General features: G+C 73.2%; 24 protein-coding genes and 1 tRNA gene. 16 read left to right on the plus strand and 9 right to left on the minus strand.

All coding sequences use genetic code 11. From position 1 onward, the window contains the following. Position 1 precedes the first annotated feature (1 nt). The gene (locus tag J3P32_RS07280; protein ID WP_210439155.1) at positions 2-325 is read right to left on the minus strand and encodes a hypothetical protein; all 324 of its coding nucleotides are present in this window, start codon (positions 323-325) and stop codon (positions 2-4) included. A gap of 137 nt (positions 326-462) precedes the next feature. On the opposite strand from J3P32_RS07280, the gene J3P32_RS07285 reads away from it, so the two are divergent. The 5 genes from J3P32_RS07285 (at position 463) to J3P32_RS07305 (ending at position 6,688) form a co-directional block, all read left to right on the plus strand. Next, positions 463-783 carry a WXG100 family type VII secretion target gene (locus J3P32_RS07285; protein WP_210439156.1) on the plus strand — a complete coding sequence of 107 codons (321 nt, stop codon included), beginning with the start codon at positions 463-465 and terminating at the stop codon, positions 781-783. Next, entirely contained in the window at positions 780-1,079 is a 300-nt protein-coding gene (locus J3P32_RS07290; protein ID WP_210439157.1) for a WXG100 family type VII secretion target, read from the plus strand. The genes J3P32_RS07285 and J3P32_RS07290 overlap by 4 nt, the downstream gene beginning before the upstream one ends. A 128-nt stretch (positions 1,080-1,207) precedes the next feature. Beyond that, positions 1,208-4,921: a heterodisulfide reductase-related iron-sulfur binding cluster gene (locus J3P32_RS07295; RefSeq protein WP_210439158.1), complete on the plus strand. Its 3,714-nt coding sequence runs from the start codon at positions 1,208-1,210 to the stop codon at positions 4,919-4,921. 236 nt (positions 4,922-5,157) lie between these two features. Next, a complete protein-coding gene (locus J3P32_RS07300) occupies positions 5,158-5,697 on the plus strand; it encodes a toxin-antitoxin system HicB family antitoxin (RefSeq protein WP_210439159.1) in 540 nt (179 codons plus the stop codon). 157 nt (positions 5,698-5,854) lie between these two features. Continuing rightward, positions 5,855-6,688, plus strand: coding sequence for a DUF4097 family beta strand repeat-containing protein (locus tag J3P32_RS07305; RefSeq protein WP_210439160.1), 834 nt, complete (start codon positions 5,855-5,857; stop codon positions 6,686-6,688). A 300-nt stretch (positions 6,689-6,988) separates the two neighbouring features. Here J3P32_RS07305 and J3P32_RS07310 read toward each other — a convergent pair whose 3' ends face one another. The 6 genes from J3P32_RS07310 to dcd form a co-directional block, all read right to left on the minus strand. Beyond that, positions 6,989-7,927, minus strand: a complete 939-nt coding sequence (locus J3P32_RS07310; RefSeq protein WP_246849964.1) for a siderophore-interacting protein — start codon at positions 7,925-7,927, stop codon at positions 6,989-6,991. Further along, positions 7,924-8,859 carry an ABC transporter ATP-binding protein gene (locus J3P32_RS07315; protein WP_210439161.1) on the minus strand — a complete coding sequence of 312 codons (936 nt, stop codon included), beginning with the start codon at positions 8,857-8,859 and terminating at the stop codon, positions 7,924-7,926. Before J3P32_RS07315 ends, J3P32_RS07310 begins: the two co-directional genes overlap by 4 nt. Continuing rightward, positions 8,856-9,938: a FecCD family ABC transporter permease gene (locus J3P32_RS07320; protein ID WP_307861611.1), complete on the minus strand. Its 1,083-nt coding sequence runs from the start codon at positions 9,936-9,938 to the stop codon at positions 8,856-8,858. The genes J3P32_RS07315 and J3P32_RS07320 overlap by 4 nt, the downstream gene beginning before the upstream one ends. Beyond that, positions 9,935-10,969, minus strand: coding sequence for a FecCD family ABC transporter permease (locus J3P32_RS07325; protein ID WP_307861612.1), 1,035 nt, complete (start codon positions 10,967-10,969; stop codon positions 9,935-9,937). Before J3P32_RS07325 ends, J3P32_RS07320 begins: the two co-directional genes overlap by 4 nt. Positions 10,970-10,973: 4 nt before the next feature. Next, on the minus strand, positions 10,974-12,005 hold the full coding sequence (locus J3P32_RS07330) for an iron-siderophore ABC transporter substrate-binding protein (protein ID WP_210439162.1): 1,032 nt from the start codon (positions 12,003-12,005) through the stop codon (positions 10,974-10,976). 106 nt (positions 12,006-12,111) lie between these two features. Then, positions 12,112-12,687, minus strand: a complete 576-nt coding sequence (gene dcd, locus J3P32_RS07335; protein WP_210439163.1) for a dCTP deaminase — start codon at positions 12,685-12,687, stop codon at positions 12,112-12,114. A 56-nt stretch (positions 12,688-12,743) separates the two neighbouring features. Here dcd and J3P32_RS07340 point away from each other — a divergent pair, with 56 nt between their 5' ends. From J3P32_RS07340 to J3P32_RS07365, 6 genes are all read left to right on the plus strand, one after another. After that, positions 12,744-13,505 (plus strand): SGNH/GDSL hydrolase family protein, encoded by a 762-nt coding sequence (locus J3P32_RS07340; protein WP_210439164.1) that lies wholly within the window; start codon positions 12,744-12,746, stop codon positions 13,503-13,505. Between the two features lie 42 nt (positions 13,506-13,547). Further along, positions 13,548-13,623 (plus strand) — tRNA-Gly (locus J3P32_RS07345). Between the two features lie 194 nt (positions 13,624-13,817). Further along, positions 13,818-15,056 carry a hypothetical protein gene (locus tag J3P32_RS07350; RefSeq protein WP_210439165.1) on the plus strand — a complete coding sequence of 413 codons (1,239 nt, stop codon included), beginning with the start codon at positions 13,818-13,820 and terminating at the stop codon, positions 15,054-15,056. Position 15,057: 1 nt separating this feature from the next. Then, entirely contained in the window at positions 15,058-16,152 is a 1,095-nt protein-coding gene (locus J3P32_RS07355) for a hypothetical protein (protein WP_210439166.1), read from the plus strand. Between the two features lie 9 nt (positions 16,153-16,161). After that, complete coding sequence (locus tag J3P32_RS07360; RefSeq protein WP_210439167.1) at positions 16,162-16,794, plus strand: DUF2461 domain-containing protein; 633 nt, start codon at positions 16,162-16,164, stop codon at positions 16,792-16,794. A gap of 95 nt (positions 16,795-16,889) precedes the next feature. After that, positions 16,890-17,426, plus strand: a complete 537-nt coding sequence (locus tag J3P32_RS07365; RefSeq protein ID WP_210439168.1) for a hypothetical protein — start codon at positions 16,890-16,892, stop codon at positions 17,424-17,426. 47 nt (positions 17,427-17,473) lie between these two features. Here J3P32_RS07365 and J3P32_RS07370 read toward each other — a convergent pair whose 3' ends face one another. Next, a complete protein-coding gene (locus J3P32_RS07370) occupies positions 17,474-17,932 on the minus strand; it encodes an RrF2 family transcriptional regulator (protein ID WP_210439169.1) in 459 nt (152 codons plus the stop codon). Positions 17,933-18,061: 129 nt separating this feature from the next. After that, on the minus strand, positions 18,062-18,964 hold the full coding sequence (locus tag J3P32_RS07375) for a sulfite exporter TauE/SafE family protein (protein WP_210439170.1): 903 nt from the start codon (positions 18,962-18,964) through the stop codon (positions 18,062-18,064). A gap of 301 nt (positions 18,965-19,265) precedes the next feature. Between J3P32_RS07375 and J3P32_RS07380 the strand changes: the two genes are divergently transcribed. From J3P32_RS07380 to J3P32_RS07400, 5 genes are all read left to right on the plus strand, one after another. Continuing rightward, positions 19,266-21,140 carry an acyl-CoA dehydrogenase gene (locus J3P32_RS07380; RefSeq protein WP_210439171.1) on the plus strand — a complete coding sequence of 625 codons (1,875 nt, stop codon included), beginning with the start codon at positions 19,266-19,268 and terminating at the stop codon, positions 21,138-21,140. A gap of 188 nt (positions 21,141-21,328) precedes the next feature. Continuing rightward, on the plus strand, positions 21,329-22,240 hold the full coding sequence (locus J3P32_RS07385) for an ABC transporter ATP-binding protein (RefSeq protein WP_210439172.1): 912 nt from the start codon (positions 21,329-21,331) through the stop codon (positions 22,238-22,240). After that, entirely contained in the window at positions 22,237-23,037 is an 801-nt protein-coding gene (locus J3P32_RS07390; RefSeq protein WP_246849966.1) for an ABC transporter permease, read from the plus strand. Before J3P32_RS07385 ends, J3P32_RS07390 begins: the two co-directional genes overlap by 4 nt. After that, positions 23,034-24,092 (plus strand): sensor histidine kinase, encoded by a 1,059-nt coding sequence (locus J3P32_RS18430; protein WP_210439173.1) that lies wholly within the window; start codon positions 23,034-23,036, stop codon positions 24,090-24,092. Before J3P32_RS07390 ends, J3P32_RS18430 begins: the two co-directional genes overlap by 4 nt. Beyond that, positions 24,089-24,694, plus strand: coding sequence for a response regulator transcription factor (locus J3P32_RS07400; protein WP_210439174.1), 606 nt, complete (start codon positions 24,089-24,091; stop codon positions 24,692-24,694). Before J3P32_RS18430 ends, J3P32_RS07400 begins: the two co-directional genes overlap by 4 nt. Positions 24,695-24,712 lie beyond the last annotated feature (18 nt).

The raw sequence follows: 24,712 nt of genomic DNA on the forward strand, positions 1-24,712 counted from the left end.
GTCACATCACCCTGATCGCGGCGATGGTGCCCTTGAGCGCCGAGAGGGCGTCGTGGCCGGCCTTGTCGGTCTCGAAGTAGTTCATCGCGATCTTGCCGAGCCGCCCGGCCATCTCCTCGACGTCCTGGCAGAGGTTGTTCACGCCCTCCTCCCAGCGGTTCTTGAACTCGTCGAGCGCGTCCCACACGACGTCGCTGCCGACGTCGCCGCGGGACGGCACGAGGTCCTCGACGTCCTTGTCCTTGAAGAGCTGGAGCGTCTCGCTGAGCCCCTGGGCCGCCTTGCCCATGCTCTCGAGGTCGACTTCGTAGTCGTAGGACGGCATGGCAGGAGGCTTCCCCAGCGGCTGCGCCCTCAAACTGCGGAGTTTCCTCCGCGGCACGCGTGTAGATGGCCGGCGCGGAGGGTAGGAGGGCGCCGATCGACCAGCGAAAACCCAGCGACCCGAGGAAGGGGGCGGCCGTGGCCGTCGGACTTGTCTACGCCGAGGTGCAGGCGGCGGCCCAGGCCGCGGCCGAGGCTGTGGAACCGCTGCAGGAGACCCTGCGCACGCTCGGGGCCACGATCGAGTCCGAGGCCGGCACCGGGTTCCGGGGGCAGGCGGCCGCAGGCTTCGGCGAGGCGATCAACGCCTGGTTCGACGTCGCCGTCACCCTCGGCCCGATCCTCGAGGCCTACTCGCAGGACCTCGTCCACCTCGCCCAGGAGCACGCCACGAACGACGTCGCGCAGGCCGAGCGCGCCGGACTGCTCGCCGACCGTCTCGGAGGCGGTGCCCGGTGAGCGAGCGCGGACTCGTCGTCCACCAAGGCTCCCTGTCGAGCATCGAGTCGGCGCTCGCCGACGCGACCACGTCGATCACCGGCCAGGTCCAGGACCTCCTCGAGCGGGTGGAGGCGCTCACGCCCGGGTGGGACGAGACCAGCGACTCGCACGCGGCCCACCTCGAGCACCAGCAGAAGCTGCGCGACGGCGTCGAGCGCCTCACCGACGCGCTCGACCAGCTGCGCACCCGGCTCGCGGCACACCGGGAGGACGCCCGGGAGATCGAGGTCGAGAACGTCGCGCTCGTGAACTGACCCTCACCGCGTCCCGGTCACAAGTTACCTGCGGGTAGGATCTTTCTCACTCGGCAGAGCCCTGCCGTCGGTCCGTGGGGCCGACCTATGCTCCGGCTCTGTACGCCCCGACCGAGGAGCCGCACCTCATGCAGACATTCGCGATCGTCGTCTCGTTCGCACTGACCGCCGTCGCCGTCGCGATGCTGGTGCCGGCCGTGCGCCGGATGCTGGGCGTGATCCGCGCGGCCCAGCCGGCTCCCGGCCGCGCGGACAACCCGGTCGGGCGCACCGCGACGATGCTCAAGGAGACCTTCCTCCACACGCGGATGCTGCAGCGGCCGTGGATCGGCGTCATGCACTGGTTCGTCTACGCGGCGTTCCTGTTCCTCAGCACCGCCGTGGGAGCGGCGTACTTCCAGCTCTTCGAGCCGTCGTTCGCGTGGCCGCTGATCGGCCACTGGTACCCGTACGAGTGGTTCAGCGAGCTCATCGGCGTGCTCAGCACCGTCGGCATCGTCTTCCTCATCCTCGTCCGCCAGCGGCACCACCCCCGCACCGAGGGACGGGGCAGCCGCTTCTTCGGCTCGACCTTCTGGCAGGCCTACTTCGTCGAGGCGCTGGCCCTGCTCGAGGGCGCAGCGATCCTCTTCGTGCGCGCGGCGGAGTGGAAGCTCGACGAGGACGCCGGGCGCAGCCACTACCCGGTCGCGTCCTGGATCGGTGACGCGTTCTACCCGAGCTCGACCGAGGCCCTCGAGAACACGATCTACGCCATCGCCGCCTTCAAGATCGTGCTCGCGATGATCTGGCTGATGGTGATCGCCCGCAACCTCACCATGGGCATCGCCTGGCACCGCTTCACCACCTGGTTCAACATCTGGTTCAAGCGCGAGGCCGACGGCAGCACCGCCCTGGGCGCGATGAAGCCGCTGACCTCCGACGGCAAGCCGGTCACCCTCGACGACATCGACGACCTCGACGAGGAGTCGGTCCTCGGCGCCGGCAAGGTGGAGGACTTCTCGTGGAAGGGCATCCTCGACTTCACCACCTGCACCGAGTGCGGCCGCTGCCAGTCGCAGTGCCCGGCGTGGAACACCGAGAAGCCGCTGTCGCCGAAGCTCGTGATCACCAGCCTCCGCGACCACGCGTACGCCAAGCACGACGGCGACCCGGCGCACGCCGAGCGGCAGCTGGTCGGGGCCGGCTCCAAGGGCGAGACCCACGGCGCCGGCACCGACGTGCTCGACTACTTCTACAACCCCACCGACGGCGACTTCGTCATCGACGAGGACGTGCTTTGGAGCTGCACGACCTGCGGCGCCTGCGTCCAGCAGTGCCCCGTCGACATCGAGCACGTCGACCACATCATGGACATGCGGCGCTACCAGCTGCTGGTGGAGTCGAACTTCCCCGCCGAGCTCAACCAGCTGTTCAAGGGCCTGGAGAACAAGGGCAACCCGTGGAACATGTCGGCCTCGGCCCGCATGGACTGGGCCAAGGGCCTCGACTTCGACGTGCCGGTCGTCGGCGAGGACCTGGAGTCCCTCGAGTCCGTGGACTGGCTCTTCTGGGTCGGCTGCGCGGGTGCCTACGAGGACCGCGCGAAGAAGACCACGCGTGCGGTGGCCGAGCTGCTCGACATCGCCGGCGTCTCCTTCGGGGTGCTGGGCAACGGCGAGACCTGCTCCGGAGACCCTGCCCGGCGTGCCGGCAACGAGTTCGTCTTCCAGGGCCTCGCGCAGCAGAACGTGGAGACCTTCAAGGAGTACAAGGTCAAGAAGGTCGTCTCGACCTGCGCCCACTGCTTCAACACCCTCAAGAACGAGTACAAGGACTTCGGCATCGAGCTCGAGGTCGTGCACCACACCCAGCTGCTCAACCGCCTCGTGCGCGAGGGTCGCCTGACCCCGGTCAAGGACGGCGCGGGCGCCGCGAAGCGCTCGATCACCTACCACGACCCCTGCTACCTCGGTCGCCACAACCAGGTGTACGAGCCCCCGCGCGAGCTGCTCCAGGTGCTGCCCGGCGCGGAGGTCGTCGAGATGGAGCGCAACAGCGAGCGCTCCTTCTGCTGCGGCGCCGGCGGCGCGCGCATGTGGATGGAGGAGAACCTCGGCGAGCGCATCAACGTCAACCGCACGAAGGAGGCCGTCGGCACCGGCGCCGACCAGATCGCGGTCGGCTGCCCGTTCTGCCGGGTGATGCTCTCCGACGGGCTCACCGCCCAGCAGGCCGCGGGCGAGGCGCGCGAGGAGGTCGAGGTCCTCGACGTCGCGCAGATGCTGCTCGCATCGGTCAAGGGCGAGCAGGCGACCAAGGCCGCGCCGGGCTCCGCTCCGACCGCAGCTCCGGCCGCAGCTCCGGCTGCCGCCTCCGGCGCCGCTGCCGCTGCTCCGGCCGGCGACGTGGCCACCAAGGACGAGCCGGAGGCCGGCGACGTCACCGTCACCGACGACACCGTCACCTCGACCGCGGACGCCGGCCCCGCCGCCAAGGCGTCCGGCGGGACCTCGCTCTTCGACACCCCGGCCGACTCCGCCGGCTCGTCCGACACCACCCCCGCTGACTCCGCCGGCTCGTTGTTCGACACCCCGGCCGACTCCGCCGGCTCGTTGTTCGACGTGCCGGCGCCCGAGGCCGCGGCGACGACGGACGCCGGAGCGCGGGCCGGGTCCTCCGCCGAGGCGACCCCCGGGCCGGCGTCGGGCGGCTCGCTGTTCGACGTACCCGCGCCCGAGCCGGAGCCGGCGCCCGAGCCGGCGCCCGAGCCGGCTGCGTCCGTGGACCTCGGCGCGGGCGGCTCGCTCTTCGACCTCGGCACGCCCAGCGAGCCCGAGACCGCTCCCGCCGCGGAGTCCGCTGCTGCCGCGACGGTCGGCGAGCCCGACGAGGCAGCTCCTCCTGCCACCCCGGCCCCTGCGCCGACCGCCGGCCTGGGTGGCGGCGGATCGCTCTTCGACATCGCAGCCCCCGAGCCGACCTCGTCGAGCACTCCCGCAGACGCACCGGAGGCCTCTTCGGCAGCGGGGACGCCCGTATCGGGACCGGCCGCTGAGCCGGAGGCCGAGGCCAGGGCGGGCGCTGCGGAGGCTGCCCCGCAGGTCGCACCCGCACCGGAGGCGGCCGCGACCGGCACGACGTCGACACCCACCACGGACGCCGACATCTCGAGCCTCGGCTCGCTGTTCGACCTCGAGGCGCCAGCCGCCGACGCCACGCCGGCCGCCGGTCAGCAGCCCGAGTCGGCCCATGCGCCCGCAGCCGCCCAGCCGGAACCGGTCGCCGAGCCGGAGGCCCTGCCGACGGCCGCGGAGGTCCGAACCCCGGCCGCACCGCAGCCTGCGACCGGCCCGAGCGCCGGGGCGACCCCGACGCCTCGGACGGACACCGACATCTCCAGCCTCGGCTCGCTGTTCGACCTCGAGGCTCCGGTTGCCGAGCCCGAGCCGGTCTCCGCCGCCGCCGACCCGTCGGTCGAGGACTCCGGGGTCGAGGACTCGCGGGTCGAGGACTCCGGGCCGGCGGGGCCCCCGAGCGGCGCCGACCTGAGCCAGGCGGCGACGTTCAGCGACGCGGAGCCGGACGGCGAGGCGGCGGTGAACGGCGAGGCGGCGGTGAACGGCGAGCCGGAGGCCGAGGTCGGGTCGGCGCAGGAGGCCGAGCCGGAGCAGGAGGCTGAGTCGGAGCTCGAGCCGGAGGCCGAGTCGGAGGCCAAGCCGGAGGCCGAGTCGGAGGCCGAGTTCGAGGTCGAGGACCGAGAGGAGCCGAGGACGCCCAGCGCCTCGTCGCCCGACGCCCCCGCGCACACGCCCAGGACCGACGCGGACATCAGCGGAACCGGTTCGCTCTTCGACCTCTGAGGGGTCGGGGACCGGCGACGAGGGGCAGCCCCGCCGCCCATCCGACGTCCCTGCGCCTCGTACGCCCCGGCCCGTTCAGCGTGGCCCGGCCTGCCCCTCCCGCCCCGAGCGTCATACGGACTCGCGCCAATAGGTGCGGGTCCGTATGACGCACGCCCCGGAGGGCCCGCGGCGCGGCACCGCGTGACGCCACTCCGCCCTTGACGTGATGTCACGATGATGTCATCGTGGTGCACATGGACATCACGCCGTACGTCGACTCCCTCCGTCGCGACCTCGTCGCGGCGGCCGAGGCCGGGGGCGACGAGCTGAAGCAGGCGGCCGAGCGCCTCGCCTTCGCCCTCGACCCCAGCGCCCGGCTGGCGCTGATGGAGGCCATCTCCCACGCCGCGGCCGAGATCACCGCCGAGCTCCCGGACGGCAGCGTCGACGTACGCCTGGCGGGCCGCGAGCTCGACTTCGTGGTCGAGGTCGCCCCGCAGGCCGCCATGCCCGCGCCGCCCCCGCCGCCGGCACCGCCGGCTCCCCCCGAGGAGGACGGCGAGCTGGCCCGGATCACCCTCCGCATCCCGGAGGCCGTCAAGGCCCGTGCCGAGGAGAAGGCGGCGGCCGCCGGGCAGAGCCTCAACACGTGGATGGTGGCGGTCGTGCGCCAGGCCACCAGCGAGCACGCCGTGAACATCGACATCGACCTGAGCAGCGTGCCCTTCGTGAGCTACGACCCGTTCGCCGCCACCCGCAAGCAGGGGAGCCGCCGGATGACCGGCTGGCTGTGACGCCCAGAGGCTGACCGGCCCGGCCGCCCGGCCCGAGTCCCGCCCGCACCCCCCCAACGCACCGGCCGCGCCGGCGCGTCGGACGAGCACACCCTCGACGACTCACCTGCACCCCCACCCGCCCCCGACCTGCACCCGACCACGACTGGAGACCCGGATGAGCAACCAGCTCGACCTCACCTTCGACACCCCCGAACCGGTCGACCTCTACGTCGAGAACCGCCGCGGAACCGTCGACGTGACCGCCACCGACACCACCGAGACGACCGTGCGCATCACCGGCGAGCGCGCCGAGGAGTTCGACGTCCGCGACCTCGGCGACCGGATCGCGATCATCGCCCCGCCACGCTCGAGCGGGCTCCTGGGCAGGGACCCGCACGCCACGATCGCCGTGGAGGTGCCCGTCGGCAGCGGCCTCACCGCGAAGGTCGGCAGCAGCGACGTCGTGGCACGCGGCCGCTTCGCCGACAGCCGCGTCGACAGCGGGTCCGGCGACGTCACCCTCGACGTCGTCGAGGGTGACGCCGTCGTCCATTCGGGCTCCGGCGACCTGGTCGTCGAGCACCTCGTCGGCGAGGCGCAGCTCAAGTCCGGCTCCGGCGACGTCGTCGTGCGCCGCGCGGAGTCGTCCCTCGTGGTCGCGACCGGCAGCGGGGACGTACGCGTGGAGTCCGCCCGCGACGACCTGGCGATCAAGACCGGCTCCGGCGACGCCATGGTCCGGTCGCTGGGCGGCGAGGCCGTCTTCACCACCGGCTCGGGGGACCTCGTGGTCACCGAGGTCGCCTCCGGGCGGATCACCGCCAAGACCGCCAGCGGCGACGTCCGGATCGGCGTGGTGCCGGGCACCCCGGTGTGGACCGACGTGCGCACCGCCAGCGGCCGCCTGGCCTCCACCCTCCCGAGCACCGGCGAGCCCGCACCCGACCAGCCCTACCTGGAGGTGCGCGCCACCACCGCATCAGGCGACGTCACGCTCCACCAGAGCTGACCGCACCGCGACATCCCCACCGCGACATCCCCACCGCGACACCCACCACCGCGACGCCGAACTGAAAGGAGAAGGCCGTGCACGACTCGTTCACCGACCTCGAGCTGATCGCCCGCCACCGCATCGCGGAGCGCGTGCGCTACTCCCCGCGCACCCCGAAGCGCCGCTGACCGCGACCCTCGACCTGCCCCACCGCCGCCGGTAACGCCCCGGAACCGGCACTCCCGCCCCCGTCAGTGGGGGCGGGAGTGCCGGTTTCGGGGCGTTACCTGCAAGGGGCCGGGCGGGAGGGGTCGGGCGTCAGGACCTCATCGCGACGCCGCGGCGCCAGTAGCCCATGAACGCCACCTGGCTGCGGTCGAAGCCCAGCTCCTTGACCAGGTGCCGGCGCAGTCCCGTCACCACCGTGGACTCCCCCGCGATCCAGGCGTACGTCCCGCCCACGCCCGTCACGTCGCCGGGCACCTCCTCGCCCGACGAGGAGTAGAAGGGCGTCTCCCACAGGTCGGGGTCGACCTCGTCGGCGGAGACCTCGACCCGCGCGCCCGGGATGCCGAGGTGCGCGACGACCGCGTCGTGCAGGCCCTGCCCGAGCTCGGCCCCCTCGCGGGCCAGCCACACGACCTCGAACCCGGCGGGCGCGCGTACGTCCTGGACGTCGCCGGCCTCCGGCACCTCCATGAACGCCGTGCCGCGGGCGTCGGCCGGCAGCTGCTCGAGCACGGTGCAGATCGCGGGGACCGCCGTCTCGTCGCCCACCAGCAGCAGGTCGGCGCCCGGGGCGGGCCTGAACTCGATCCCGCCGTAGGGGTAGCCGCGGCGCGGCGCGAGCATCACGATCCGGTCGCCCACGGCCGCCCGCGAGGCCCAGGTCGAGCCCGGCCCGACGAGCTCGCCCTCGAGGTGCAGCACGATGTCGACCACGAACCGGGTGTCCGCGCCCGACCCGACGACGTCGCGGATCGTGTACGTGCGCATGTGCCCCCGCTCCTCGGCCGGCTGCTCGAGCCAGGTGGCGAGCCACGAGTCGTCCGCACCCTCGGTCGAGGTGATGCCGCCGGTCACGGGGTCGGGGAAGATCAGCTTGATCCGCTGGTCCCACCGCTGGCCGTCGACACCGAACTCGGCGAGCTCGGCGCTGCCGAGCTCGAGCCGGACGAAGCTGGGCGAGATCCGCTCCACGGAGACCACCTCGACCTCGGTGAACAGCATGGGCAGGACGGAGGTGGTCACGGTCATCGGGTCTCCTGGAGCGGGGCGGGATGCTGGTCGGTGGGCGGCTGCGGTGCGGACGGCTGCGCGCCGGACCGGCGCCGGAGCCGGGGCTGGTGGCGGCCGACGGGGACCACCATCGGCGTGTGCGAGACGGGGTCGTCGATCACCCGGTTCTCGAGGCCGAAGACGGTGCGGACGAGCTCCTCGGTGACCACCTCGCGCGGCGTCCCCTCGGCGACGACGCGGCCGGCGTGGAGGGCTACGAGGTGGTCGGCGTAGCGGGCGGAGAGGTTGAGGTCGTGCAGCACCATCACGATGGTGGTGCCGCGGCGGGCGTTCAGCTCGGAGAGGAGGTCGAGCATCTCCACCTGGTGGGCCACGTCGAGGTACGTCGTCGGCTCGTCGAGCAGGAGGAGGTCCGTGCCCTGCGCCAGCGCCATCGCGATCCACACCCGCTGGCGCTGGCCGCCGGAGAGCTCGTCGACGACGCGGTCGGCGAGACCGAGCGTGTCGGTGAGGGTGAGCGCCTCGGCCACGGCGTCGTCGTCGGCGCTGGTCCAGCGGCCGAACGTGCCGTGGTGGGGGTGCCGGCCCCGGGCCACGAGGTCCGCCACCGTCACGCCCTCGGGGGCGACCGGGTTCTGGGGCAGCAGCCCGAGCGTGCGGGCCACCTGCTTGCTCGGCAGCCGGTGGATGGCCTCGCCGTCGAGCAGCACCGCCCCCGAGGCTGGGCGGAGCAGCCGCGCCATGCCGCGCAGCAGCGTCGACTTGCCGCAGGCGTTGGCCCCGACGATCACCGTGACCTGTCCGTGCGGCACCTCGAGGTCGAGGCCGTGGACGACCGCCGTGTCGGCGTAGCCCAGCGTCAGGTCGCTCGCAGCCAGCCGGGTGGTCGGGGTCGGGCCACCGGTGCCGGTCGTTCCGGCGGAGCCGGTCCTGCCATCGGTGACGGTCATGCCACCCTCCTTCCGGTGTGGCCGCGGGCGAGCAGCCAGAGCAGGAACGGCGCGCCGAAGGCGCCGGTGACGACGCCGACGGGCAGGTTGAGGTCGGCGAAGGCGTAGGCGCCGACGTGGTCGCCGACCAGGACGATCACGGCACCGACGAGGCCGGCGGCCAGCAGCGTCGTGCGCCCACGGTTCAGCGCGCGGGCGATGGGACCGGAGAGGAACGCGACGAACGCGATCGGTCCCGCGGCGGCGACGCCCACGGCGACGAGGAGCACGCCGAGCAGCATCAGCACGTCGGTGCGGCCGCGACCCACGCCGAGTCCCGCGGCGGTGTCGTCGCCGAGCTCGGTGGCCGGCAGCGACCGGGCGGCCCACGCCGTGGCGGGCAGCAGCACGGCCAGGGAGAGGGCGAGCAACCCGATGCTCGGCCAGGCCACGCCGTTGACGCTGCCGGTCAACCAGCGCAGCACCAGCTGGACGTCCCACTCGTCGACGCGGGTGAAGACGTACTGGATCACCGACTGCATGGCGGCCGCGAGCCCGATCCCGGCGAGGACGAGGCGGAACCCGCCGTGGTCGCCGGCCACGCCGCGCACCGCGAGGGCGACGCCGAGCGCGCCGACGACCGCCGCGGCCGACACCGGCCAGCCGGACCACCCGGCCAGCGTGATCGCGGAGACGGCCGCGGCGCTGGCGCCCAGGCTGACGCCGACGATGTCGGGGCTCGCCAGCGGGTTGCGCAGCGTGGTCTGGAAGATGGCGCCGCCGATGCCGAACGCCAGGCCCGCCAGCACGGCGAGGACGGCGCGCGGCAGCTTGGACTCCATGACGATGTAGGTGGCACCCGGGATCTGCTCCCCGCCGAGGATGCGGACGAAGTCGGGGATCGTGACCGTGTAGTCGCCGAGCAGCACCCGTGCCGCGAACGCGCCGACCAGCACGACGACGAGCACGCCGACGAGCCGGAGGAGGTGGCGTCGGGGCGCCCGGCGCGCGCGTCGTACGACGGCGCGGGCCTCGGCGGCGTCGGCCGCCCCGCCGGGCGCGGGGGAGGCGGTGACGGGGCGGTGCACCGTGAGGCTCACAGCGCCCTCCCGGTGCGGCGGACCAGGGCGAGGAAGACGGGGACGCCGACGGCGGCGGCCATGATCCCGACCTGCACCTCCGAGGGCGGCAGCACGACGCGGCCCACCGTGTCGGCGACGACGACCAGTGCGGCGCCGGCCAGCATGGAGAACGGCAGCACGCGGGCGTGGTCGGGCCCCACGAGCCCCCGGACGACGTGGGGCACGACCAGGCCGACGAAGGCGATCGGCCCGGCCAGCGCGGTGGCGGTGCCGGCCAGCAGCACGATGGCCAGGGCGATCACGAGCCGGTCGCGGGTCGTACGACGCCCCAGGCCGCGTGCCAGGTCGTCGCCGAGCGCCAGCGTGTTCAGCAGCCGGGCGCCCGTCAGCGCCAGCAGCGTGCCGGCGGCGAGGAAGGGCAGCCCGGAGAGGAGGACGTCGAACCCGCGCCCCCCGATCGTGCCGACCTGCCAGTAGCGGAAGGACTCCATCGTCCGGCGGTCGGCCAGCAGCAGGCCGGTGGTCCAGCTCGACAGGCCCGCGGTCAGGGCGGCGCCGGTGATCGCGAGCTTCATCGGGGTGGCGCCGTCACGGCCCAGCGAGGCGATCGTGTGCACGAGCACGGCGGCCAGCGCCGCGCCCGCGAAGGCCATGGGCAGGAACTGGCCCATGGTGGCGAGGCCGAACGTCGACATCCCGACGACCATCGCGAACGTGGCGCCGGCGTTGACGCCGAGGATGCCCGGGTCGGCGAGCGGGTTGCGGGTGAGCCCCTGCATGAGGGCGCCGGCCAGGCCGAGCGCCGCCCCGACGGCGAGGCCCAGGACGGTGCGCTCGAACCGTGCCTGCACGACCGGGGCCAGCGGGTGGCCCGGGTCCCAGAGCGCCTCCAGCGGCACCGCCCGAGCCCCGACGACCAGCGAGAGCACGCCGGCACCGGCCAGCACCGCGACCGTGATCGCGGCGCTGGCCGGCAGGGCGAGCCGTCGCCTCGGACCTCCCCCCGGAGGGTCCGTGGCGGCGTCCCGCGTCGGAGCGAGGGCGGACACGGGCCTAGCCCTCGAGGGCCTCGACGACGTGGGGCACGAAGTCGCTGATGATCGTGGGGATCGAGAGCGGCGTCGGGTTGGTCGACGCCATGGCCGTGGCCTTGTCGGTCTCGGCGTACCAGTGGCCCTCGGCGATCGCCGGGATCCTGCCGAGCAGCTTGTCGTCCTCGATGGTCTCGACCGCGTCGGCGGAGTCGACCCAGGTGAGGAAGACGTCGGAGTCCAGCTCGCTGGACTGCTCGGCCGAGACGCTGCCGTAGAACGCACCCGGCTCGATGGCGCCGGCGACGGCCGGGGCGTCGACCATGCCGAGGTCGCGCAGGAACGCGACGCGCGGGTCCTCCGGCGCGTAGATGCCCACCGACGAGAGGTCGGCGGGGGTGAGGTAGCCGTAGATGAGCTCGGCGCCGTCCAGCTGCGGGTTGGCGGCCCTGGCCTCCTCGATCGCCGCGTCGGTGTCGGCGAGGACCTCCTCGGCCAGGGCGGTGCGCCCCAGTGCCTCGCCGACCATCTCGAGCGAGGTCTGCCACGGGGTGGTCCACGGGTCCTCGGGGTAGGCCACGACCGGCGCGATCTTGGAGAGCTTGGCGTACTCGGCCTCGGTGATCCCGGAGTTGGTCGCCAGGATCAGGTCGGGGGCGAGCTCGGCGATCTCCTCGACCGGCGCGCCGTCGGCGTCGTCGTACCGGACCGGCGCCTCGGCACCGGCCTCCTCGACCGCGGCGTCGAACCACTCGGTGGAGCCGCCCGCATTGCCGCCCCACGCGATCTTGGTGGCGCCGACCGGCACCACGCCGAGGGCCAGCGCGTGGTCCTGGTCGGTCCAGCCGAGCGTCGCGACGCGGGTGGGCTCGGACTCGATCGTCGTCTCGCCCAGCGCGTGCTCGATGGTGACGGGGAAGGCGTCGGCGTCGGCCGTGGTCGTGGCCGTCGGCTCCGATGCGGTGTCGCCGGTGGTCGAGCCGGTGCTGCAGCCGGTGAGGGCGGAGAGCAGCAGGGTGGCCGCGGCGACGGGCGCGGCGAGACTTCGCTTCATGAGGACTCCGTGTGCGGGGGTGACGTCAGGCTTACTTAGGACAGCCTAACCACACATCGTCCGCATTAGGTCATGCGGGTGTGCCGTAATTCGGGCGACCGCGCCCTCAGATCTCCGTGCGGTGGAAGCCCTGGAAGGACCTGCTCGGGGTCGGCCCGCGCTGGCCCTGGTAGCGCGAGCCGTACCTCTCCGAGCCGTAGGGGTGCTCGCTCGGCGAGGTGAGCCGGAAGAAGCAGAACTGACCGATCTTCATGCCCGGGTAGAGCTTGATGGGCAGCGTCGCGACGTTGGCCAGCTCGAGGGTGACGTGGCCGGAGAAGCCCGGGTCGACGAAGCCGGCGGTCGCATGGGTGAGCAGCCCGAGCCGGCCGAGCGACGACTTGCCCTCCACGCGAGCCGCGATGTCGTCGGGCAGGGACACCACCTCGTACGTCGAGCCGAGGACGAACTCCCCCGGGTGCAGGATGAACGGCTCGTCGCCGACCGGCTCGACCTCGCGGGTGAGGTCGGACTGGTCGGCCGCCGGATCGATGTGGGGGTAGCGGTGGTTCTCGAAGACGCGGAAGAAGCGGTCGAGGCGCACGTCGACGCTCGAGGGCTGCATCATCTGCGGGTCCCACGGCTCGAGGGCGATCCGGCCGGCGTCGATCTCAGCGGTGATGTCGCGATCAGAGAGCAGCACGCGGCCGACCTTAGCCCTCGTGCCGGGTCGCGTGGCGCCCTGATCACAATGGACCGGTGACCTTCCACCGCTACGTCGCCCTGGGCGACTCGTTCACCGAGGGCGTCGGCGACCCCGACCCCGCGCGCCCCAACGGCCTGCGCGGCTGGGCCGACCGGGTCGCCGAGGTCCTCGCCGTCCAGACCGACGACTTCGGCTACGCGAACCTCGCCATCCGGGGCCGCAAGCTCGGAGCCATCGTCGCCGAGCAGCTCGAGCCGGCCATCGCGCTGGAGCCCGACCTCGTCACGATCCACGGCGGCGGCAACGACGTGCTCCGACCCCGGGTTGACCTCGATGCGCTCGCGCGGACGTACGACGACGCCGTCGCGCGGCTCGCGGCGACGGGCGCCCGGGTCGTGATGTTCACGCTGTTCGACCCCGGCGCCGGCGGCATCTACGGTCCGGTCCGCGGCCGGATGGCCATCTTCAACGAGTGGGTCCGCGAGGTCGCCGACCGGCACGGCGCCACGATCGTGGACATGTGGCGGATGCGCGACGTCGAGATCGACGGCGCGATGGACACCGACCGCATGCACCTCAACCCTTTCGGCCACGCCTACATCGCGCGCGCCGTGCTCGAGGCCGTCGGCGTCGAGCACGGCCTGGGGGACGTGGCCATCGAGCCGCTGCCGGTCCTCGGCCGGCGCCAGGCCTGGGCGGCGAACGCCCGGTGGACCCGCGAGTTCCTCGTGCCGTGGGTGCACCGTCGCGTCACCGGCCGCTCCTCTGGCGACATGGTCTCCCCCAAGCACCCGAGCCTGTCGCGGCTCCGGTAGCCCGGTCCGGTAGCATCGCCCTCGCCGTCTCCGGACGGCACTGCGGATGTAGCTCAGTTGGTAGAGCGCGACCTTCCCAAGGTCGATGTCGCGAGTTCGAGTCTCGTCATCCGCTCCACCTGCTCGACTGCTGCCCACTGCCGCTTGCGGCCGCTCCTCGACGAGCACACCCGCCGTCCAGGTGGCGCGTCCCTCACCTCGCCGGTTCGCCCCGCCGCCCGCCCGTGCGCGCCGGATGGGGGACTTGCATACTCCTGTGACCAGAGGGGACAGTGGGACGTCCGTCTGACTCGGATCGAAGGTTCCTTCCCCATGCCCGCTCCCCGTTTGCTGCGCCGTTCGGTCGCCCACCGCATCGCCACCGAGGACGGCTCGCGTCCGCTGTGGCGCCACCCCGCCGCCATCGCCCTCGCCGCGCTGGCGCTGGTCCTCGGCACCGGCCGGCTCCTGCCCGACGCCCCGCAGGAGCCGGACCGCGACGACCACGGCGCCATCGCGCCGGCCGCCACGTCCGCCGCCGCGCCGCGCGCGGTCGCCCGCGGTGGGCTCACCCCCGCGATGCAGGCGGAGATCGACCGCGTGCTGGCCGAGGGTGCCGCGCTCGACCGCGCACAGGGGCGAGCGGCGCTCGCGCGGTCGTCCGTGCGGTGCGCCGTCTTCGAGGGCCAGCGCTACTGCCTCGGCTTCGGGTGGACCGACCAGTCGCGCGAGGACCTCGCGGCGCGCCTGGCGAGCCGTCCGCCGCGCCAGCTCGAGCGCACCGGCGACCTCGACGCCGGCGGCCTGCTCGCCCGTGCCGAGCGGCGGACGCCTGCCGCGCGCACCGAGGCCGAGCGCGCCGAGCTCGAGATGGCTGCCCGCTCGGTCGACAAGGTCTGGCTGCTCCGCCACGAGATCCAGGGCGTCCCGCTGCCCGACGGCTTCACCGAGCGCCACCCCGAGGCCGCGGCCGGCCTCGACGCCCGCGGCGGGTTCGGCGCGTCGTACCCGACCCGGTCGAAGATCCTCACGAGCACGGTGGCCCGCGCCCAGCGCCGGACCTGGTGGTGCGGACCGGCCACGATGCAGGCGATCGGCTGGTCCGCGCAGGGGGAGCGTCGCACGCAGTCCTACTGGGCGCGCCGCCTCGGCACCACCACCGCCGGGACCGCCATCACCGACATCGTCCGACAGGTCAACGAGACGACCGACTACGACGACGAGTCCCACGCCGGGCCCTACGTCGTCCTCGACATCGGCGACTTCACCTTCAAGCAGTGGTACCGCCTGATGATGCGCCACGTGCACGACTACCGGGCCCCGGTGGTGCTGCACCCGGTGCTGCTCAAGCAGTACTACCCCTACCTCGACGACGACGCGAGCGGGCACTTCCAGGTCGGCCGCGGCTTCGACCAGGACCCGGGCGGGAACCGCAGGATCGGCTACTTCGAGCCGTGGGACCAGTCGCGGTTCGACCCCAGCGAGCCGGCCATCGGTCGCGTCCAGTGGCGCAACGCGTACCGGTCCTACCGCGCCAACCTCGACCACTTCCAGCACAACGTCGGGGTCTGAGGTGCGGACGCGTACGGCGGTCGCACTGGCGCTGCTGCTCGCGCTGGCCGCCTGCGCCGACGGCGACGAGCGGCCCGAGCTGCAGCCGGACGGGCCCTCGCCCACCAGCGAGCCGGCGCAGCCGCCGACCGACGGACCGGAGACCCCCGGGCCGACCCCCGAGCCGACCGTCGCGCCGCTCGACTGGCGAGACACCGGCGTCGAGGCCGGCACGAGGTACGTCCGGGGCACGGACTGGGAGGCGGTCGTCGACGCCGGCGGGAGCCGCGTGGAGCTGCGCGACGGCGACCGCTCCGTCACCGTCGCCGCCGGCCGGGGCCGCAGGATCTCCGAGGTCCTGATGAGCGAGGACTGGGCGGTGGTGGTCCGGCAGGACCGGGCCGAGACCGCGCCCAGCCTCGTGGTCGCGGTCGACCTCGCGACCGGCGAACGACGCGACGTCACCACGCCGCCCGCCGCGAGCGGCGGCTCGTGGGCGCTGAGCGGCGGTGACCTCCACTACCCGACGTACGGCGACGACGGGGCGTACTGCCTCGCGACGGCCGCGCTCGCCGACAGCAACGGCGAGGACGGCTGGTGCGCGCCCAGCCGGTCAGGCTTCTCGGGCCTCACCGCGAGCGAGCACGGTGTCGGGCTGATGACCTTCGACGACGCGCGACCGGTCGCCTGCCGCACCGTCAACCTCCTGCAGGCCGGTGTGCCGCAGCCGGTCGAGGGGCCGAGCGGCTGCCTCGCCTGGGACGTCGCCGCCACGGCCGACGGCGCGGTGTGGTCGGAGGTCCCCCGGCCCCGCCGGCAGGAGGAGGCGGTCGTCCACGCCGACGCCGACGGCACGGTCGTCGACCTCGGCCCCGGCACCACCGGCACGGTGACGCCCTGCGGCGACTCCGTCTTCTTCGTCCGCGATCCCCAGTCCGCTGACGAGCCGGCGCGCCTGATGCGCTGGACGCCCGACCACACGCTGGAGGTCGCCTACGAGTCCTCCTCCACGGGCAACGCCTTCCTCGGCGAACCGACCTGCGGCGGCGGCGTGCTCACCGTCGCCTCCTTCGGCGACGAGGGCGACGAGCACGTGTGGGCGCGCGTCATGCCCTAACGTCGCGGCGTGAGCTTCACCGGATTCCCCGTTGCCGCGCTGGACTTCTACGACGACCTCGAGATGGACAACTCCAAGTCGTTCTGGGAGGCCCACCGCCAGGTCTACAAGGACGCCGTCGAGGCACCGATGAAGGCGCTGACCGCCGAGCTCGAGCCCGAGTTCGGTCCGGCGAAGGTCTTCCGTCCCTATCGCGACGTCCGGTTCGCGAAGGACAAGACGCCGTACAAGACGCACCAGGGGGCGTTCGTCGCGGCGGGGCCACGCACCGGGTGGTACGTCGAGATCTCCGCGCGCGGCACCCGGGTAGGCGCCGGCTTCTACGACGCGGACGGCCCCACGCTGGCGGCCATCCGCGCAGCCATCGCCGACGACACCACGGGCACGGCGCTCGACCGGCTGCTGAGGCGGCTCGAGAGGGACGGCTTCGAGGTGGGCGGTGAGCAGCTCAAGACGTCGCCGCGTGGCTACGACGCCGCTCATCCGCGCATCCACCTGCTGCGCCGCAAGCAGCTGTTCGTCGGTCGGTCCTACGGCTTCGAGCCCGACGCCATCGACGCCGGCCTGGTCGACCGGGTCCGCGCCGACTGGACGGCCCTGCGCCCGCTCGTCCGCTGGATCGCCGCGGTCGAGGTCGACTGAGCCGGCGGTCGGCGGCGGCCTGCGGACCGGCGGAGTTCCGCGGGACGACAGCCCGGGTTCACGCGCCCGACGCCCGGCCGCAGCAGGCTGGCGCCATGGCCAAGAGACTGTTCCTGCTCCACCTCGGCCCCGGCGCGGTGGACGTGTCGGCGATGACCGAGGCGCTGGCCCTGGGCGGCGTCACCGTCCCGACGGCCGACTCCGAGGTCTTCGAGCACGCGGAGATCGAGATCCTCCGCTCCCACAAGGCGGCCGGACTCAAGCGCAAGCCGGTCGAGGGCGCCTGGGCACGGGTGTGCCGTCGCGCGCGCAAGACCAGGTCGCACTGCTTCGTCAGCATGCCGGCGCTCTTCACCGCCACGCCCGAGCAGGCCGCGCTGGCCCACGACGCGCTCGCCGAGTTCACCGTCGTGCTCGTGGTGACCAGCGGCTTCACGGTCGAGCCGCCGGCGGCGTGGACCTCGCTGGTGAAGGAGGGGCGCACGCACGTGCTGCCCTCGCGCCTCGACGCCGAGAGACTGGCCGCCCAGGTCGCCCGGATCGCGCTGATCGAGGAGGAGGCGCGCCTCGACAAGCGGCTGGCGAAGCTCGGCCGACGGCGCACGCTCGTCAACCGCAGGCTCGCTGCCTGAGCGCGGACGGCGCCGGTGCCGGCCTCGGCCGGACGGCACGGTGGGCGTCAGTGCGGCTGCCAGGCGTCGTCGTCCTCGGTGAGGGCCGCGACGCCGCTCGGCAGGGTGCCGTCGGCGAGGTCCTGGATGGTGACCTGCTCGAAGACCCCTCGCAGCGAGCTGCGCGCTGCGATCCACACGTGCTGCAGGACCTTCGCCGAGTCGTCGTACTCCACCGCCTCGGGGCGCAGGCCGTAGACCGAGACGAGGGGGCCGTCGACGGCGCGGATCACGTCGGCCACGCTCACGGCCTCGGGCTTGCGGGCGAAGCGCCAGCCGCCCGACTGGCCACGCTGCGACACCACGACGTCGGCGCGACGCAGGTCGGCGAGGATGGCCTGGAGGAAGCCGTGCGGGATCCCCTGCGCCTTGCCGAGCTGCTCGGCGCTCACGGCCGCCCCGTCGCTGCGCACCGCGATCTCGATCAGTGCCCGGAGGGCGTAGTCGGCCTTGGCGGAGACGCGCATATGGCCAGTTTGTCAGATATGTCGGCAGAGTCAGTGCTCTTGGGGGGCGGCGGCCCGGGACGGGCCGAGGCGGCTGCGCGCCGCCGCGCCGGCCGAGGAGAGGCCGGGGCGGCGGCGTGCGACGCGCGATCAGGCGGTGGCGGGCTCCATCTCGGGCTCCTCGAGGCGGGCCGCCCTGGCGGCGCGCTCCTGCTTGACGGCCCACGTGATGGCCGAGATCCACAGCACGAAGACGACTGCAGCGGTCACCGCGACGCCGATGCCCGGCACACCGACGGCCTCGAGCAGGGTCTTGGAGTTGGTCAGGATGATCAGGCCACCGGCGGCGGTGCCGAGGACGCGGGCGGCGAGGTGCTTGACCAGCCACGCGGCGATCGGGGCGGCGACGACGCCACCGGCGAGGAGGGCACCGGCGTACCCCCAGTTGATGCCGGCCGCGCCCAGCCCGAACAGGAAGCCCAGCGAGCCGCCGACGGCGACGACGAACTCCGAGGTGTCGATCGAGCCGACGACCTTGCGGGGCTCGAGGCGGCCGCTGGAGAGCAGCGACGTCGTGCCGACAGGACCCCAGCCGCCGCCACCCACGGCGTCGAGCGTGCCGGCGACGAGGCCCATCGGGGCGAGGAACGCGGCCGACGGGTGGCCCTTGAAGCTCGGTCGGGCGCCGCCGAGGCGCAGGAAGCGGTAGACGACGTAGAAGCCGAGGCTCAGCAGGATGACCGCGACGACGGGCTTGGCGACCGCGGCGTCGAGGTTGGAGAGCAGGGTGGCGCCGAGGAACGCGCCGACGAAGCCGGGCACGGCGAGGATCGACACGGTGCGCCAGTCGACGTTGCCGAGCTTGTGGTGCGAGGCGCCGGAGACCAGCGACGTGCCGATCTCGGAGAAGTGGACGGCGGCGGACGCGGCGGCCGGGGCCACCCCGGCGGCCAGGAGGAGCGTCGAGGACGTCACGCCGTAGGCCATGCCCAGGGATCCGTCGATGAGCTGGGCGATGAGGCCCACGACACCGAGAACGATGAGCTTGCGCATGGGGGTCCTTCCGGGGTTCCTCCGGCGCTCGCGCCGGGTAGTCATGTGACTGCGGTATGTCGCGTCAAAGAGTAGACATACTCTGGGTGATTGACAAAACCGACGAGATGGTCGGCGTGTCCTGCCACCTCGTTTCCGCTTCCTCGGACCCTCGTCGGGAGAAGCCGTGATGCCTCGCCACCGGCGACATCCCCGAGTCCGTGTTGCGCGCACGTCCGCGCCGAGGCATGATTTGTTACCGGCGAGTAGCCGCACCGCCCCTCGCCCCTACGACCGCCCGCACACGGAACAGGTGGAAGCTGTGAGCCACTACAAGACCAACCTCCGCGACATCGAGTTCAACCTCTTCGAGGTGCTCGACCGGGACGCCGTGCTCGGCACCGGCCCGTTCGGCGAGGTCGACGGTGAGAGCGCGCGCGAGATCCTGCGCGAGGTCGAGCGCCTCTCCCGCGAGGACCTCGCGTCGTCCTACGAGGACAGCGACCGCAACCCGCCGGTCTTCGACCCCGCCACGCACACCGCCCCGGTGCCGCCGTCGTTCAAGGCCAGCTACCAGGCGTGGATGGACTCGGAGTTCTGGCGCCTGCAGGTGCTCGAGGAGATGGGGGGCACGCCGGCGCCGTCGTCGCTGATCTGGGCGATCGGCGAGATGGTCCTCGGCGCCAACGCCCCGGTCTGGATGTACGCCGCCGGACCGGCGTTCGCCAACGTCGTGCACCGCAACGGCAACGAGCGCGACAAGCGCATCGCCCAGCACATGGTCGAGCGCCAGTGGGGCTGCACCATGGTCCTCACCGAGCCCGACGCCGGCTCCGACGTCGGCGCCGGCCGCGCGAAGGCCGTCGCCAACGACGACGGCTCGTGGAGCATCACCGGCGTCAAGCGCTTCATCACCAGCGCCACGCACGACATGAGCGAGAACATCATGCACCTCGTGCTCGCGCGCCCCGAGGGTGTCGAGGGCGCCGGCGGTCCGGGGACCAAGGGCCTGTCCCTGTTCTGGATGCCCGAGCACCACTTCGACCACGAGACCGGCGAGCTGACCGGTGAGCGCAACGGCGTCTACGTCACCAACGTCGAGCACAAGATGGGCATCAAGGTGTCCAACACCTGCGAGGTCACCTTCGGCGACCCGCAGGTCGGCGGCGGCGAGCCGGCGCGCGGCTGGTTGCTCGGCGAGGTCCACGACGGCATCGCGCAGATGTTCCAGGTCATCGAGAACGCCCGGATGATGGTCGGCACCAAGGCCATCGCCACGCTGTCCACCGGCTACCTCAACGCGCTGGACTACGCCAAGGAGCGGGTGCAGGGCGCCGACCTCACCCAGGCCGCCGACAAGACCGCGCCGCGCGTGACGATCACCCACCACCCCGACGTACGCCGCTCGCTGATGACGCAGAAGTCCTTCGCGGAGGCCATGCGCGCGCTGGTGCTCTACACCGCCACCTGGCAGGACCAGGTCATGCTCGCCGAGCACGCGGGCACCGCCGACTCCGACGAGGCGCGGCTCGCCGCGGCCGTCAACGACCTGCTGCTCCCGATCGTCAAGGGCTACGGGTCCGAGCGTTCGTGGGTGCTGCTGGGCACCGAGTCGCTGCAGACGTTCGGCGGCTCCGGCTTCCTGCAGGAGTACCCGATCGAGCAGTACGTCCGCGACGCCAAGATCGACACGCTCTACGAGGGCACGACCGCCATCCAGGGCCAGGACTTCTTCTTCCGCAAGATCGTCAAGGACCAGGGCCGTGCCCTGGGCCACCTGGCGAAGGAGATCGAGGCGTTCATCGCCTCGGAGGGCGGCAACGGGCGCCTCAAGAACGAGCGGGCCCTGCTCGCGACCGCGCTCGAGGACGCCAACGCCATCGTCGGTCACATGATCAACGACCTGATGAGCTCGCAGGACGACGTGCGCAACATCTACAAGGTCGGCCTCAACACCTCGCGCCTGCTCATGGCGCTCGGCGACGTGGTCTGCGGGTGGCTGCTGCTGCGCCAGGCCGACGTCGCGCTGGGCAAGCTCGCCGGCGAGGTGTCGGCGAAGGACAAGGCGTTCTACGAGGGCAAGGTCGCCGCCGCGCAGTTCTTCGCGCAGACGAACCTGCCGCGGATCAGCGCCGAGCGCGCGATCGCCGAGGGCACCGACCTCGACCTCATGGACCTCGACGAGTCGGCCTTCTGACAGCCGTCCTCCGGGTAACGCCCCGATCCAGGCACTCGCGCCCCCACCAGTGGGGGCGGGAGTGCACTTTTGATGGCGTTACCGGGAGCGGGGGCCGGTGTCGCCGGATGACGGGGATGACAGGTGTCACGGGGAGGTCGTGACACTTCCGTCAGGGACCGGGGGCCGTACGTCGGCAGGCTGGGCGCATGACCTCCCCAGCCGCCGTGCCGGCGATCCGCGCGACGGGGCTGCGGAAGCAGTTCCGCGGCTCCGACCAGAGCACCGTCGTCGCCGTCGACGGCATCGACCTCGTCGTCCAGCCGGGCGAGATCGTCGCGTTCCTCGGCCCCAACGGGGCCGGCAAGACGACGACGGTCGACATGATGCTCGGGCTCACCCGGCCCGACGCCGGCAGCCTGGAGGTCTACGGCACCTCCCCCGGCGAGGCCGTGCGCCGGGGCCTGGTCTCCGCGGTCATGCAGACCGGCGGGCTGCTCAACGACTTCACCGTCGAGGAGACGGTCCGCGCCATCGCGGCCCTGCACGGCCGGACGGACCGGGTCGAGGTGGTCCTCGAGCGTGCCCGGCTCACCGACCTCGCCCGCCGCCGCGTCGAGGCGTGCTCGGGCGGGGAGCAGCAGCGGCTGAAGTTCGCCCTCGCGCTGCTGCCCGACCCGGACCTCGTCATCCTGGACGAGCCCACCACCGGCATGGACGTCGGCGCCCGCCAGGAGTTCTGGCAGGCGATGCGCGCGGACGCCGCCCACGGCCGCACGATCGTGTTCGCCACCCACTACCTTGCCGAGGCCGACGAGTTCGCCGAGCGCACGGTCTTGATGAACCGCGGGCGCATCGTCCACGACGCGGCGACGACCGACGTGCGAGCGGCGTACGGCGGACGCACCGTGACCTTCCGGCCGCCGCCCGAGGTGGAGCGGGCCGGCGGCATCGACCCGGCCTGGCTGGCGCAGGTGCGCCGGGTGCTCGAGCCGCTCGGCGCCACCGATGTGGAGGTCTCCGCCCCCAGCCTGGAGGCGGCGTTCCTCGCGCTGACCTCGGGAGCCGGCCACCCCGACCGCCCCGGCCACCGCGACCACCTCGCCGGAGCCACCCGATGACGACCAGCAGCCTCCGCGCCGCGCGGCCGGCCGCCGGCCCACGACCGGTGCCCCGCCCCGCGATGCTGCGCTACGCCCGCCTCGACCTGCGCCGCCAGCTGCGCGAACGCATCGGGATGTTCTTCATCGTCGGGCTGCCGACGTTCATGTACCTCGTCTTCGGCCTCGGGTCGCAGGACCCGGTCGGCAGCGGCAACGTCGCCATGTACGTGATGATCTCGATGGCCTGCTACGGCGCCGTCACCGCGACCACCGGCGTGGCCGGCAGCGCGGCCACCGAGCAGGTGATGGGCTGGGGGCGCCAGCTCGGCCTGACGCCCATGCGCCCGCTCGCGTTCGTCGCGGTCAAGGCGGCGCTGGCGATGGTCGTCGCCGCCCTGCCCGTCGCGCTCATCTTCGCGATCGGCGCGGCCACCGGCGCCCGCGGCGCGTGGTCGGACTGGCTCACCTCGGCCGTCGTCGTCTGGGCGGGGTCCGCGCTCTTCGCGGTCTACGGGCTGGCCGTCTGCCTGGTCCTCCGCGGTCCGAACGCACCCGGGATCGCCTCCGGGATGATCGTCGTGATGGCCTTCCTCGGCAACGTCTTCACGCCCATGAGCGGGTTCATGCTCGACCTCGGCCGGCTGACGCCGCTCTACGGGTACGCCGCCCTCGCGCGGTTCCCGCTCACCGACGGCTGGCTCCCGTCGGGCGTGCGCGACCCCCTGTGGCTGCCGGTCGCTAACGTGCTCGCGTGGACGGTGATCTTCGCGCTGCTGGCGCTGTGGGGCGTACGCCGGAGCCGGGCGCGCACGTGACCACCGACCCGGCCGGGGCCGCGCTGCCCGCGAACCCGTGGGAGAAGTGGGGGTGGGCGTTCGCGTCCGTCTGGCTGTTCTTCCTGGTCTTCCCGATCGTGGCCGTCGCCGAGTCCGCCGTCCCGACCTGGGCCAAGGCGGCCGCGCTGCTGTGCATCGTCGGCTTCGCTGTCGCCAACGTCCTGGGCTACTCGCAGCGGCACAGCACCTGGCTGTCCCTGGGTGCGATGCTGCTGCTGGCCCTCGCCACGGTGCCCGTCATCGGCATCGGGGTCATCTCGTTCACCCCGTACCTCGCGATCCTCTCCGCCCTCGAGCTGCCGGCCCCCGCCTGGAAGTGGGCCGTCGGGTTCTGGGCGGCGGTCCCCCTGCTGTCGCTGCTGGGCATCGACGGCTTCCCGACGTACTTCTTCCTCATGCTCTGGCCGATCATGATCGGCGGCGTCATGCTGCGCATCTTCGGCGAGCGCGAGCACGCGGCCCACGAGGCGCGCCGCTCGTACGCCGTCGTCGCCGAGCGCGAGCGGGTGGCGCGCGACGTGCACGACGTCCTCGGCCACTCCCTCACCGCGCTCTCGGTGAAGGCCGAGCTCGCGGCGCGCCTGGTCGACCTCGACCCCGAGCGCGCCAAGGCCGAGCTGGAGTCCATCCAGGCCACGGCGCGCCAGGCGCTCGCCGAGGTGCGCGCGACCGTCGGCGGCCTGCGGGCCGGCAACCTGGAGGCCGAGCTCGCGGCGGCGCCCCGGGTGCTGGCCGACGCCGGGATCTCCACGACCGTCGTCGGCGGCATCGCCGACACCGACCCGCGCCACCGCACGCTGCTGGCGTGGGTGCTGCGCGAGTCGGTGACCAACGTCGTGCGCCACGCGCGGGCGCACACGGTCGTCATCGAGCTCGGCCCGCACGGCATCACCGTCACCGACGACGGCACCGGGTGCTCCGGCGCCGAGGGCAACGGCCTGCGCGGGATGCGCGAGCGGGTCGCCGGGGTGGGCGGCACCCTCCACGTCAGCGCGGCCGGGCCCGGCACCCGGGTGGAGGTGGCCCTCCCGTGATCCGGCTCCTGCTGGCCGACGACCAGGCACTCGTCCGTGGGGCGTTGGCCGCCCTGCTCGACCTGGAGTCCGACCTCGAGGTCGTCGCGCAGGTCGGACGCGGCGACGAGGTGGTCACCGCCGCGCGGGACTCCGGCGCCGAGGTGTGCCTGCTCGACATCGAGATGCCCGGCCTCAACGGCATCGACGCCGCGGCCGCCGTCCGGCGGGAGCTGCCCGGGGTGCGCTCGCTGGTCGTCACCACGTTCGGGCGGCCCGGCTACGTGCGGCGGGCGATCGAGGCGGGGGCGTCCGGCTTCGTCGTCAAGGACACCCCCGCCCGCCAGCTGGCCGACGCCGTGCGCCGCGTGCACTCCGGGCTGCGGGTCATCGACCCGGACCTCGCGGCGGAGTCGCTCGTCGACGGCCCCAGCCCGCTCACCGGTCGGGAGCGGGAGCTGCTGACGCACGCCCTCGACGGGTCGCCGGTAGCGACGATCGCGGCGCGCGTGCACCTCTCGGAGGGCACGGTGCGCAACCACCTGTCGGCCGCGATCGGCAAGACCGGCGCCACCACCCGCAGCGAGGCGGCCCGGATCGCGCAGGAGCGCGGCTGGCTGTGAGCCGCCGGGAGCCCGTCG

The sequence above is a fragment of the Nocardioides xinjiangensis genome (assembly GCF_017916385.1).
Classification (GTDB): domain Bacteria; phylum Actinomycetota; class Actinomycetes; order Propionibacteriales; family Nocardioidaceae; genus Nocardioides; species Nocardioides xinjiangensis.